General features: G+C 66.4%; 7 protein-coding genes and 1 other RNA gene. 4 read left to right on the top strand and 4 right to left on the bottom strand.

Annotated elements, in window-relative coordinates; all coding sequences use genetic code 11:
• Nucleotides 1-148: 148 nt before the first annotated feature.
• Nucleotides 149-919 (bottom strand): DUF72 domain-containing protein, encoded by a 771-nt coding sequence (locus tag ACCQ16_RS03105; protein ID WP_014089288.1) that lies wholly within the window; start codon nt 917-919, stop codon nt 149-151.
• 104 nt (nt 920-1,023) lie between these two features.
• Between ACCQ16_RS03105 and ACCQ16_RS03110 the strand changes: the two genes are divergently transcribed.
• The gene (locus tag ACCQ16_RS03110; protein WP_008577537.1) at nt 1,024-1,776 is read left to right on the top strand and encodes a DNA-formamidopyrimidine glycosylase family protein; all 753 of its coding nucleotides are present in this window, start codon (nt 1,024-1,026) and stop codon (nt 1,774-1,776) included.
• Nucleotides 1,777-2,370: 594 nt separating this feature from the next.
• Entirely contained in the window at nt 2,371-3,276 is a 906-nt protein-coding gene (locus ACCQ16_RS03115; protein ID WP_170922840.1) for a hypothetical protein, read from the top strand.
• Nucleotides 3,277-3,313: 37 nt separating this feature from the next.
• On the opposite strand, the gene ACCQ16_RS03120 is transcribed toward ACCQ16_RS03115, so the two are convergent.
• Entirely contained in the window at nt 3,314-4,243 is a 930-nt protein-coding gene (locus ACCQ16_RS03120; protein WP_008577841.1) for a GAF domain-containing protein, read from the bottom strand.
• Nucleotides 4,244-4,805: 562 nt separating this feature from the next.
• Nucleotides 4,806-7,685, bottom strand: coding sequence for a M16 family metallopeptidase (locus ACCQ16_RS03125; protein WP_218195982.1), 2,880 nt, complete (start codon nt 7,683-7,685; stop codon nt 4,806-4,808).
• 257 nt (nt 7,686-7,942) lie between these two features.
• Here ACCQ16_RS03125 and ACCQ16_RS03130 point away from each other — a divergent pair, with 257 nt between their 5' ends.
• Nucleotides 7,943-10,519 carry a PAS domain S-box protein gene (locus tag ACCQ16_RS03130; RefSeq protein WP_277573311.1) on the top strand — a complete coding sequence of 859 codons (2,577 nt, stop codon included), beginning with the start codon at nt 7,943-7,945 and terminating at the stop codon, nt 10,517-10,519.
• 385 nt (nt 10,520-10,904) lie between these two features.
• Nucleotides 10,905-10,980, top strand: a non-coding RNA gene (locus ACCQ16_RS03135) — sX9 sRNA.
• A 266-nt stretch (nt 10,981-11,246) separates the two neighbouring features.
• Here ACCQ16_RS03135 and ACCQ16_RS03140 read toward each other — a convergent pair.
• Nucleotides 11,247-13,433, bottom strand: a complete 2,187-nt coding sequence (locus tag ACCQ16_RS03140) for a methyl-accepting chemotaxis protein (RefSeq protein WP_218559342.1) — start codon at nt 13,431-13,433, stop codon at nt 11,247-11,249.
• Between the last annotated feature and the right edge of the window lie 116 nt (nt 13,434-13,549).

Genomic DNA, 13,549 nt, shown 5'->3' on the forward strand with positions numbered 1-13,549 from the left:
CGGCGTGGTGCCGCAACGTGCGTCTGTCCAGGCATATCGGCGCGGCACTCAGGCAGCTTGAATGGTGGCGCGCCGGCATCCCTGCAGTCTGGCTGCTGCAAGATGCGCGCCAGTGACGTGCCGGAAGACCGCCACCTGCCCGCTTGCGCTAGCGCTCGTTCTTCAGCAGGCGCTGTAATTCCAGCGCATTGGAGGTGGCGCACCCGGCTGCGGTGTTGTCGAAGATCACCCAGCGTTCGGGCGGTGGCGGCGTGCTATCCGGGTGGCTGGCGCGCACCGTGGCGGCCAGCGCCTGCAGTGCGGTGTGCGCGTAGCTGCTGTAGTAGATACGCGGGGCGCCATGCCAGCGCCAGTAAAGCGGCGCAGCAGCCAGGCTCGGGAGGGAGGCCGCGGGCACCGGCGCCGGGTCGGCGGCGCAGCGTGCAATGCGATGGCGTGCCAGCAGCGCCTGCGCAGGTGCGGCGAACCAACTGGCGTGGCGTGGTTCGCAGACCACGCCGCCGTCCCAGCGCCGGCGCAGCATCGCGAAAAACCGCGAGGCCACCGCGGCATCGAAGGCCGCGCTGGGCGGCAGTTGCAGCAGCAGGCAGCCCAGTCGTGTTCCCAACGCGCCGGCCTGCGCCAGGAAGGCATCCAGCAGCGGCCCGGTGCCGTGCAGGCGCGCGTCGTGGCTGATGCTGCGCGGCAGCTTGACCGAAAAACGAAAGTCCTCCGGTACGCTGTCGGCCCATCGTGCGTAGGTGCTGGCGCGATGCGGGCGATAGAACGAGGAATTGATTTCCACCGCGTCAAAACGCGTGGCGTAGCGCTGCAACACGCTGGCGCCCTCGCCGAACTGTGCACGGTCGGCGGCAGGAATCGACCAGCCCGCGCAACCACAACGCACACGTGCAATGGCACCGGATGGACGAGCTGGCATGGCAGGCAAGCGGAGGGTGGCAGCACTCTATGCATGCGCGTGCGTCAGGATGTCGTGTGCATCGCGATCACGGGCGAATCACGCAGCGCTTCGATACTGGGCGCATGCCAGAAGGTCCCTCACTTGTCATCCTGCGCGAAGATACCCAAGCGTTTGTCGGTCGCAAGATCGTGCGCGTGTCCGGCAATAGCAAGCAGGACATCGCCCGTCTGGACCAGCAAAAAGTGCTGGCACTGCGCAGCTGGGGCAAACACTTCCTGATCGAATTTGCGCACTTCAGCGTGCGCATCCATTTCCTGCTGTTCGGCAGCTACCGCATCAACGAAGACAAGCCCAACGCGGTGCCGCGCTTGTGCCTGGAATTTTCCAACGGCCAGCGGCTGAACTTTTATGCCTGCTCGGTGCAGTTCATCGAGCGCCCGCTGGACGAGGTCTACGACTGGACGGCGGATGTGATGAACCCGCTCTGGGACCCCGCGCAGGCACGCCGCAAATTACGCGCCGCGCCGGCACTGCTGGCGGCCGATGCACTGCTCGACCAGACTATCTTTGCCGGCGTGGGCAACATCATCAAGAACGAGGTGCTGCATCGTATCCGCGTGCATCCGGAAAGCACCGTGGGCGCACTACCGGCGCGCAAGCTGGGCGAACTGGTCACCCAGGCACGCGACTACAGTTTCGACTTCTACACCTGGAAAAAAGCCTTCGTGCTGAAGAAGCATTATCAGGTGCACACCAAGACCAGTTGCCCGCGCGACGGCGCGCCGCTGCAGTACCGCAAGCATCTGGGCAAGGCCGGGCGTCGCGCGTTTTTCTGCGAGGTCTGCCAGCGTCTGTACCGCGCCGACGAGGCCTGAGCTGCGCCGCGCCGCGGCCGGGAAAGCGGCGGGCGGATCGGGTAAGGCCTGCCGACGGATTGCGGTCACTCAGCACCAGACCGCACTGGCCGACACATGCGTGCGCCTGTCGTTGGCTTGCCAATGAGCGGACGGCGATGCGTCTTCGGTGGGAGCGCTGGCGTACCGGTGCAACAGCGTTCGGGCAGATGCACTGCGCGGTTGGGCGTCGCCGGGTGCGCAGTTTTTCGCGGTGCTGGCGGTTGGCCTGCGCATCGCATGGCCGGCGATGTGCCTTGCCTGTTTTCGGATGCTGGTGTCGACAGCGGCGCGCCCGCTGTTTGGCCCGTGGCGCACTGGCAATTCGCTTGCGCAACCTGCGGCGCAATGTGAATGGCGGCTGGCCCTGCCTGGCCAAACAACGAATTCCAAACGCGCGCCGGCGCGGCGCCGGCTAGATTTGCGCGTCGCACACCAGGGTTCGCCGTGTGCGGCATCGGCACTCTCATCTCATCGGTCTCCCGCATTGTGATTACCCGCAGGAAGGAAGCGCTTGTCCCGCATGTCGCCGCTGTCGCATGCACGGGCGCCATCCTGTTCTTTCTTGCCTGCCTGTTGCTGTACATGCCGCCGCCGCGCGAAACCGCGCAACACGAGGACACGTTGCAGGTGTATTTCGTGCCGCGGCCGCAACAGACGCCGCCGGCACCGCAGCAACCGCCGCAGGAGCCCGAGCGCAAACCGCGCGTCGCATCGGCCGCGCGTGCGACGCCGCCGGCCACGCACACGCCGCCACCGCCGCGGCAGCCGGCCGCCGCCACTGCCCCTGCCAGCGATTCGATGTCGGCCCAGCTGTATACCCGTGACGGGCGCCTGCGCATGGCGCAGGTGGACCCCATGGCGCAGACCGGCAGTGCGGTGCCGCCGGGGATGGCCGACGAACGCGCGCAGGCCAAGGCGCGCAAGATCATGGAGCGGGTCAACCCGGTGCAGTACCAGCAAACCCGCTTCGCCAAGGACTGGAAGAGCGATGGCACCCTGGGCGATGTGGCGGTGCAGGAAATGAATCGCGGCATGAAGAAGTTCAACGACATGCTCAACGGGCCGCAGACCCAGGTTGCCAAGGCGCGGCCGCCGCCGGATGTGCGCTTCAATCCCGCGCTTGCCGGCAATCAGGCCGAGATGGGCAGCGAGGCGACGGGCGATGCCTATAAATCGGCGCCGATTGCGCATGAAACGCTGCCCGACCTCAAGGGTGAAGCCAGCCGTCGCATCCGCGAGGCATTGGCGGCGCTGGAACAGCGCAGTGCGCGTTGCGATGCCTCCAGGCGCACATCGCTGTTGTCGCCGGTACGCACGCACCTGTCGGATCTGGAACGCGCCGAGCACGCCTTGAACAACGGCGCCGACCCGGTGATGGCCGCACAGATGTTGCCGCGTCAGGCCGACAGCGCCTACGACCTGGCCCGCCGCGCGCTGTGGTACGCCGATCGCCAGTTGAAGCAGTGCGCGCTGGGGTGAGGGTACGTCTGCGACGCAGCAGACCGGTTCGCAGGCCTCAGGCCAGACTCTGCCGGTAACGGTCCTTTTCTGCACTCAGCGCGACCTCGGCACGTAGGAACACCTGGCCGATCGGCTCGTCCGGGGCAGTGGATTGCGCTTGGCCCAACAAGACGGTCAGGCCCAGCGCATGTTGTTGCTGGGCGATCTCGCGCAGGCTCTGCAAGGTGCGCTCGGCGTCGGGGCCGCGCAGCACGGCGATGAATTCCGCACTGTCGGTGACGCGGTCGATGCTGTTGCCTGGCCCCTGCACCAATGCCGCGAAGGCCTGGTCGAGCTGCTGCAGGTTGCGCCCGAGCAGACGTTCGCTCTGGCGCTCGGCCAGTGCGGCCAATTCCTGCACTTCCAGAATCACCAGGTGATAACCCGTGTCGGCAACGGCCTGGCTGGCGACCGGGACGACCGGCTGCAGGATGGCATCGCGCTCCAGTTGCAGCTCGCGCTTGCGCTCGTCGAGCAGGCGCATGGCCACCCGTGCAAGCGCCTGCAGGCCGGTGCGCTGCAACTCGGTGAGCGTGCGTGGCTCGGTGTCGAGCACGCAGACCGTGCCCAGTGCAACGCCTTCTTCGGTGACCAGCGGCATGCCGGCATAGAACCGCGCGCCGGTGTCGCCGGTGACCACCGAGATATCGGCAAACCGGCTGTCCTTGCGCAAGTCGGGTACTTCCATCAACTGATCGGGGCTGCGGATGGCGTGGTCGCACACTGCCTGGCTACGTTCGGTCTGCTGCAGGCCCAGCCCCAGCCGCGCCTTGAACCATTGGCGGTCGCGGTCCACCAGCGACATCAGCGCGATCGGTGTGTCGCACAGGGACGCGGCAACCTGCACGACGTCTTGATAGGTGTCCTCCGGCAGGCTGTCGACGATGCGATAGCCATCCAGGACGTGTTGGCGAGAGGATTCGTCAGCCACGGGCATGTCTTTCATCGAATAAGCCAGGCAAGCGCGAACGCGAAAGCCGCAAGCATACCGGCAGCGCCGGTAACGTGGCGTGGATGCCGCCCCGCGGAGCGCGCAGCGTGAGACACCAACACCGCATGCCGACAACGACCGCACGTGTCGTGGTTGCGTGCCGAGCGGGCAGGGCTGCCATGGCGCACTCGCTACAGGCGAGGTGTTCGACATGTGCTGGGTGTACCGCCCGCTCTGGCGAGGTTTCGCCCGGGCCGTCTGCAGCAAGATTGCACACAGCGGCATACGGGCCCACCCGGCAGTGGCGAGCCAGTGCGATCGCTGCTTCAACAGCACAGCGCATGACAGGCACTCTGCCGTATCCCTGCTGCTGTCGAGCACGCCTGCAGGCCGCGATCACAGGGCAGCAGTGCATGTGCCCCTGGTGCTGTCGCGCCACAACCACGCGGGAACACTCGCGGTGGCGACGCTCGTTCGGGCAACGACTGACGCGGCAGACAACCACACGCTGCATCACCATACCCCGCCGGCACCGGCCACGCTGCATGCAGCAGCGCAGCCGGTGTCGCAGGTGCGATCAGCGCTTGACCGGCTTGCCGTCCACGTCCAGCACCTGCACTTGGCCCAGCTTGAGTGCACGCACCGGGGCTTCGATCTTCTTCAGGTCGCCGACGATCACCCAGGTCATCGCCTCCGGCTTGATGATTTCCTTGATGGCCTTTTGCGCGGCCGGCTGGTCGATCGCTTCCAGGCGCGGCTTGAGCGTCTGCACGTAGTCGTCGGGGCGGTCGAACTGCACGATGCCTTCGATCGCACCGAGCACCGCACCGGTGGTTTCGAAGCTGCCGGGCAGGGCGCGGATGCGCTGGTTCTTGATCTTCTCGATTTCCTCGCTGGTCAGCGGCTTGTCGCCGATGATGGCGGTGGCTTCCTTGAAGATCTCGTTGGCCGATTCGGCGGTCTTGTCGGTCTGCACCGGTGCCGAGAACAGATATGGCCGCTGGCCCTGCGCGTCCATCATGCGGGTGCCGGCGCCATAGGCCCAGCGCTTGTTCTCGCGCAGGTTCATGTTCAGGCGCGAGGTGAAGGTGCCGCCGAAGGCGCCATTGGCCACGCCGATCGCCAGGTTGTCCGGCGCCTTGGTGGACGGAGCCAGCAAGCCGGCCAGAATCACCGATTGCGGTGCGTCCGGGCGGTTGATCAGGTACACGCGCGGCTTGGGCTGGGCGGCGACGTTGGCCAGGTTCTTCTTCGGCAATGCCGTGGTCGGGGCCTTCCAGTCGCCGAAGGCGGCATCGAGCTGGGGAATGATCTGCGCCAGCGTGGTATCGCCGGCCACCAGGATGCGCAGGTTGTCCGGGCGCAGCCACTGGCTGTGGAAATTCTGCAGATCCTGCGCATTGAGGCTCTTGATCGCCGCCTCGGTCCCGCTACCGGTGAGCGGGATGCCGTACGGGTGCTGGTTGCCGAACAGCAACGGCGGCAACGCCCGCAGCGCCAGGCTGTTGGGCTGGGTCTTTTCCTGGGCAATGCCGGACAGCCACTGGCCGCGGACGCGTTCGATGTCGGCGGCCTTGAATGCCGGGTTGCGCACGATGTCGGAGAACAGCTGCAGCGAGGGCTGCAGCTGGTCGTTGAGCGCATCCAGCGAGGCGCTGCAGCTGTCCAGATCGCAGCCGACCGCCGTGATCGCGCCCAGGCGCTGGCGGCGCTGCGCCACTTCCACCGAATCCAGTGCTGTGGTGCTCTCGTTCATCAGCGCGGCACTGAAGCTGGCGGTGCCGAGCTTGTGGCCCTGGTCGGCGGCGTAGCCGGCGTCGAACAGCAACTCCACCTGGGTGACCGGGATGGTGTGGCGTTCGGCCAGGATCACCTCGATGCCGTTCTTCAACTTGCCGCGCTGCAGCTTCGGAAAGCTCAGGTCCGGGAATCGATCGGTCTGCGGCACGCCCTTGCTGCGGTCCAGCGTGGAGGCGGTGACCTTGAACGTGCCCGCGGCCGGCAGCTTGGGCGCCGGCTTGCCGGGTTCTTCGCCACGTGCCACCACCGCCTTGTCTTCGGCGGCCGGGTCGAAGTCCTTGCCGGCCGGCAGCACGGTCAGCAGGTAATCGCCCTTGCCGAACCAGGTGGCCGAGGCCTGCTTGACGCTGTCGGCGGTGGCGGCCTGGGCGCGCTGCAGATCTTTCTTGTAGGCGCCGGGGTCGCCGCGATAGACCTGGCCCTCGGCCAGGATCACCGCCTTGCCGGTGAAGCCGCCGACCTTTTCCAGCCCGCGCACGAAGCCGGCGCGGTAGGCCACCTGCGCGCGCTGCAGTTCGTCGGCGGTGGGGCCCTGGGCGATGAATTTCTTAAGTTCTTCGTCGATGATTGCCTCGACCTTGGCCGGGTCCACGCCGTCCTTCACGTCGGCCTGGATCTGTACCTGGCTGGACAGCGCGAACGGCTGCACCGAGGCGGAGACGTCGTCCACCAGATTGTCCTGATAGACCAGGCGCTGATACAGCCGCGAGGTCTTGCCGCCGCCGAGCACGGTGGTGGCCAGATCCAGCTGGATGAGGTCGTCGGTGCCCAGTTGCGGTGCGGCCCAGGTGCGGTAGATGCGCGGCTGCGAGACATGGTCGTGCTGCACGCCGCGCTTCTGCGCCGCCAGCGGGGTCACCCACGGCTGCTGGCGCGCCACCGGCTTGCCGGACGGGATATCGCCGAAGTACTGCAAGGCCTTGGCGCGCGCCTGCGCCACGGTGATGTCGCCGGCCAGTACCAGGGTGGTGTTGGCGGCGCCGTAGTTGTCGTTGAACCACTGTTTGACGTCGGCCAGCGAGGCCGCGTCCAGGTCTTCCATCGAGCCGATGGTGTCGTGCTGGTAGGGATGGTTGGCCGGGAACAGGTTGGACAGGATGTTCTGGTCCACGCGGCCATACGGGCGGTTCTCGCCCTGGCGCTTTTCGTTCTGCACCACGCCGCGCTGGGTATCGAGTTCCTGCTGGCCGATCGCACCGAGCAGGTGGCCCATGCGGTCCGATTCCAGCCACAGTGCGGTATCCAGCGCGGTGGTCGGCACGGTCTCGAAATAGTTGGTGCGGTCGAACCAGGTGGTGCCGTTCATGTCGGTGGTGCCGACCTTTTCCAGCGGCGCGAAGAAGCTGCCCTTGTTGTTTTCCGAGCCGGAGAACATCAGGTGCTCGAACAGGTGGGCAAAGCCGGTCTTGCCGGCCGGCTCGTCGCCGGAGCCGATGTGGTACCAGATGCTCACCGCCACCACCGGCGCCTTGTGGTCTTCGTGCACCACCACGGTCAGGCCGTTGGGCAGGGTGAAGCGGGTATAGGCGATATCGGGAATGGCGCTGCTGGCCGCGCTCTTGGACAGGCTGGCCGGGGCGGCAGCAACGGCGGGGGCAACGGAACCGGCAGCGACGCCAAGCACACCGGCGATCAACAGGGACAGCGGACGCAGCATGTGACACTCCAGGACAGGGCAATCGGCCGAGGGTAGTGGCTGCTTGGCGGCGGGGCAAATGCGGATCGGCAGGGGCCAGCCTGGCGGCTCACCGCGTTCGGTGCCGGGCAGGAGCCGGGCGCCGGCGCGTCGCTCGCGCGGCGCATTGCCACGGCACGACGGCCAGGCGAGCGCCAGCGCCACGACTCAAGTTGCTCGTCGCCTCGCCGTTACCTGGGGCGACCTATCCTGACCAGACGCCGCCTGCCGATCACGCCATGACCGTCCTGTTGCCGCCCGTGCCGATGCCCGTCGATGACGCCCTGCGCGTGGAGGCGGTGCGCCGGCTGGGCGTGCTGGACACCGAGGCCGAGGCCGAATTCGACGATATCGCCTGGCTGGCTGCACACGTCAGCGGCGCCACGATGGCGCTGGTGTCGCTGCTGGATGCCGACCGCCAGTGGTTCAAGGCGCGTTGCGGCACCGATCTGGAAGGCACCCCGCGCAGCGCCTCGTTTTGCGCCCACGCGATCATGGGCACCGAGTTGATGGAAGTGCCCGATGCCGAAGCCGACCCGCGCTTCGTCAACAACCCGCTGGTGATCGCTGCCCGCGGCGTGCGCTCGTATGTCGGGGTGCCGTTGATCGGGCGCGAAGGCTACGCCTACGGCACCTTGTGCACGCTCAGCACCCAGCCGCGCATGCTCGAGGACAGCCAGAAACAGGCCCTGATCCGTCTCGCCCGCCAGGCCGCCAAACAGCTGGAAGCGCGGCGCGACCGGCTGGACGCGCAGGCGCAGCGGCAGACCTTGAGCATGTTGCTGGAAGCCATGCCCGACGGCGTGGTGGCGTGCGGCACCGACGGCTTGCTGCGCGAGTTCAATCACGCCGCCCGGCAATGGCATGGCACCGACCCGCGCGTGCTGCCGCCGGCGCAGTGGGCGCTGCACTTCGACCTGTACACCGCCGATGGCAACAGCCTGCTGCCCACCGAGGAAATCCCGCTGCTACGTGCCTGGCGTGGCGAACACGTGCGCAATGCCGAACTGGTCATTCGCGCCACCAACCAGCCGCCGCGCAGCGTGCTCTGCAATGCGGACCCGGTGGTCGGCGACAAGGGCACGGCGTTGGGCGCGGTGTGCGTGATGCACGACATCACCCAGCTCAAGGATGCCTCGGCCGCACTGGCCGGCGAACGCGCGCGCCTGCAGGCTCTGGTGGACGCCTCGCAGGACGTGGCCATCATGGCATTCGACCCGCAGGGCCGTCTGGAACTCTTCAATCCCGGCGCCGAGCGCCTGCTCGGTTACCGTGCCGACGAGGTGCTGGGCACCTGCCCGGCGCAGTTCCATCTGCCGGCCGAACTGGAGCGGCACATGGCGACGCTGGCGTTGTCGCCCCCTTCGTACCTGAAACTGGCTGCGGCCGCGGCTGGCGATGTGCTGGCCGAAGAACTCTGGACGCTGGTACGCAAGGACGGCGATCTGCGTCGCGTGCGCCTGTGTTTCAACGTGATCCACGATGCGCAGCAGGGCCTGGCCGGGTATCTGGCGATGGCCATCGACGTCACTGCCGAATTGCAGGCGCAAGCGGCCGCGCAGCTGGCCGCCGAACGGTTCACCGGCGCATTCGAAACCGCGCCACAAGGCATGGCCATCGTGTCGCTGGAAGGTGAGTGGCGCGACGTCAATCCGGCGCTGTGCGGCATCCTGGGCTATTCGCGCGAGCAATTGCTGCGCACCACCTTCCAGCAGATCACCCATCCCGACGATCTGCAGATGGACCTGCAATTGGTCCAGGACCTGATCGACGGAAAACGCGACAGTTACAGCCTGGCCAAGCGCTACATCAGCCAGCACGGCGCGGTGATCTGGGCGCAGCTGTCGGTGTCGCTGGTGCGCGATAGCAGCGGTGCGCCGGTGCATTTCGTTTCGCAGATCCAGGACGTGACCGAGCGCCACGTGGCCGCCGAGCGGCTGGCCGAAAGCGAAGCGCGCCTGCGCGCGATCAGCGACGCCACGCCCACCCTGGTGGCCCAGTTCGATGCCGGGCAGCGCTACCTGTTCGCCAATGAAGCGCATCGCCACTGGCTGGGCGTGGAGCCTGCCAGCCTGGTCGGTCGCCACATTACCGAAGTCCTGGGCGAAGACCTCAGCACCGCCGCGCGCGCTGCGCTGGCACAGGTGGTGGCCGGGCAGCGCGCCAGTTTCGAACATGTCCTGGGCGGCAGCACGCCGCGCGATGTGGAAGTCACCCTGGTGCCCGAAACGCAGACTGCCACGCCCACCCAGGGCTTTTTCCTGATGGCGCACGATGTCACTGCGCACAAGACCCTGCACCGCCTGATGCACGAGCGCGCCACCCGCGATGCCTTGACCGGCCTGCCGAACCGGCACGCATGGTCCGAAGCGCTGCTGGTGGCGGTTGCGCAGGCGCAACAGCAGCAACGCGCGGTGGCCGTGATGTTCCTGGATCTGGACGGCTTCAAGCGCATCAACGATGTCCACGGACACCGTGCCGGCGATGCGGTGCTGGTGGCGTTCGGCAGCTGCCTGCAACGCGCGGCAGGCGAGCGCTATCTGGTGGCGCGTCTGGCCGGCGACGAATTCGTCGTGTTGCTGGACGGGTTGGAAGATGCGCAGGCCGAATGCGCCGCGGTGGCAGAGCGTATCCGCACGCTTGCCGCAGAAGGCGCCACGTTTGGCGATGAGCATCTGCCGATCCAGCCCAGCATCGGTGTGGCCTGGCAACACGGCGCACAGGCCGAGGCGTCCAGTTTGATGCATGCCGCTGACGAGGCGATGTATGCAGCCAAGCGCGCGCGGCAGCCAGATAGGCAAGCGCCTCGATCTTAGGCGTGGTGTGTCGAGGGTGCAGCGCAGCGCATGCGCACTGCCGGAAGCTGCGGATGTCTGCTGCTGGGTGCAAACGCAAACAGCAAACCGCAAACAGCCAGCGTGACAGCGTGACAGCGTGACAGCGGGCATAGGGTCAGCGTGGCAGCTAAAAAGTTACCGGCAGTCGTCAAGCAAGTTTGGACGACGCAGCGCACACAGATTGCAGACGTGGTTCGGCTATCGCGTGGTAAAGCCTCGCCAGAAAGGCGCCGCGCTCGCGTTGCAAAGGCAACGATGCGCGTCCTTGCCTGGGTAATGCGCGATAGAGCGCGCCGAGACCAAGCGCAGCTAACAACACGACTGCGCAGCCGCCAGGCAGGCGCGGCCGGTGCTCGGAATCGGCATGTACCACGCGTACGCTGCGGTTCTGAGCGCGTCGTCCGCGCCCACCTGACGGCTGCTCACTATGCTTTTTAGCCGTTCTAACCCCGGCACGTTGCGCGCCGCGGTTGTGGCGCTCAGGCGCTCGGTTCAATCGCTTTCCAGCAACGCGCCATCGCTTCGCGCAAGCTGGCGATGGTGGTTCGGCCCGCGATTGCGGCGGACCCTGACGCGGACGCATGGCAGATGGCGGTGTCCTTGTCACGATCCCAAACCATCATCAGTCGCCGTCATCGCTGCACCTGCGACCGACATCGCCTGCCGCACAGGAGCGAGCGCTCGTGTGCGTGGCAGGCGACATCGCTCATGCACGCAGCCTGTGGTCCTGCGCAGCCTGACTGGCGGCCGCCGGCTTCGTAGCGGCAGGCGCGTTCGCTGCGCTACGTGCCTGCGGCTGGCCGGCAGCCGATGTCAGCCGGAACACTGCCACGGCGTGGGTCAGGTCTGCCGCCTGGTCTTCCATGCTGCGCGCCGCCGCGGTGGCTTCTTCCACCAATGCGGCGTTTTGCTGGGTCATTTCGTCCAGTTGCATCACCGTGGTGCTGACCTGTTCGATGCCGGCGCTTTGTTCGGTGCTGGCCGCGGTGATCTCGGCCATGATGTCGGTCACGCGCTTCACCGAGCTGACCACCTCGGTCATGGTGCTGCCGGCCTGTTGCACCAGCTCCGAGCCTTGCGCCACTTTTTCTACCGAATCGGAAATCAGCTGCTTGATTTCCTTGGCAGCACCGGCCGAGCGCTGCGCCAGGGCGCGCACTTCGGTGGCGACCACGGCAAAGCCACGGCCTTGCTCGCCTGCGCGCGCTGCTTCCACGGCCGCATTCAGCGCCAGGATGTTGGTCTGGAAGGCGATGCCGTCGATCACCCCGATGATGTCGGAAATACGCGCCGACGATTGCGTGATCGCCTGCATGGTGCTCACCACTTCCTGCACCACGCGGCCGCCGCTCTCGGCCACATCGCCGGTGCCCTTGACCAGTTGGTTGGCCTGGCGCGCGTTGTCGGCGTTCTGGCGCACGGTGGAGGTGAGTTCTTCCATCGAAGCGGCGGTTTCTTCCAGGTTCGCTGCCTGATGCTCGGTGCGCGTGGACAGGTCGGCATTGCCGCTGGCGATCTCGCCTGCCGCGGTATTGATCATCTCGGCCGAGTGCTGGATGCCCTGCACGATGCTGGTCAATTGGATGGCGGTGCGGTTGGCTGCATCGGCCAGGCGACCGAACGCGCCTTCGTAATGCGACTCCACGCGCTGCGACAGGTCGCCGTCGGCGATCGCGGCCATGATGCGGCCCACATCGTCCAACCCGGCGTCGGCCTGCTGCATCAGCCGGTTCAGCGCCTGCACCATTTCCGCAAACGCGAACTGGTAATGCGATTGGTCGCCACGTGCGGAGAAATCGCCGCGCGCAGCTGCATCGGCCAGGCGCGCGATGTCGCTGTTGATTGCAGACAGATTCTCTTTCACCGTATCCAGCGCCTGATGCAAGGCTGCGCGCTGGCCGGGCAGGCGACGCATGTCGCGGCGCAGATCGCCACGGCCGTAGTCGCTCATCACGTCCATCGCTTCGTTGATGGCATCTAGATGTTCGAATACCACCGTGTTGACGCCGTGCGCCAGCGTGCCGTAATCGCCGGGGAAATCTTCCGGAATGCGGTGCGCGATGTTCTCGCCCTGCTGCAGGCGGATCATGGTCTGCATCTCGCCGTTGAAGCGCTGCAGCTGGGTCTGCATCTGCTGCATGCTGTGCATCAGCTGGCCGGTTTCATCGCGCGATTCCACGCGGATGTCGTTGTCGAAGCGGCCCGAGGCGATGGCTTCGGCAGTGCGCGAGGCAGCGCGCAGCGGCGCGGCCATGGCCGAGGCGATCAGCCAGCACAGCCCGATCACCAGCGCCACCAGGGCGCCGCCGATCAAGGTCAGGGTGCGCGTGAAACCCCACGCCTGCACTTGGATGTCTTCGGCATACACGCCCATCACCAGCACCCAGTTCCAGGCCGGAAAGGTCTTGGCATAGCTGATCTTCGGTAGCTGTTCCTTCTTGCCCGGCTTGGGCGCGTCGTAATAGCTGAAGCCGTCGCCGCTATCGATGGCGGTCTTGATGTCGCGATACACGTATTGCCCGGCATCGCTCTTGTAGTCGGTCATGTCGGTGCCGACCGGGCGCTTGGGATGCATCAGGATGCGCATCTGCGGGTCGACGATGAAGAAGTAATCCACCCCGTCGTTGGTGCGCATGTCGGCCAGCGTGGTGCGCGCGGCTTCCTTGGCTTGCTCCAGGCTCAGCTCGCCGGCTTTGACCTTGTCGGCATAGTGCTGCATCACCGTCAGGCCCATCTCCACCTCGGTCTTGACGCTGAGCTTGCGCGCCTCCACCAGATCCAGATATTGCAGGCGCGCGGCGGCCATCGCCAGCAGGATCACGCCCACGGTCAATAGCGTGCACAACAGGACGAACTTTCGGGTGAGCGGGAGATTGGCAACAGAACGACGCAAGAGGGAAACAACAGGCATGACAACGACATCCAGAACGCGCGCACGGCGCTACATCATGGATAGCGGCTGATTCACATGCAGGTTGAATACTAACTGCGGCAGCGTCCGCTCAGGCG

The sequence above is a fragment of the Xanthomonas sp. NCPPB 1062 genome (genome assembly GCF_041481705.2).
Lineage (GTDB): Bacteria > Pseudomonadota > Gammaproteobacteria > Xanthomonadales > Xanthomonadaceae > Xanthomonas > Xanthomonas euvesicatoria.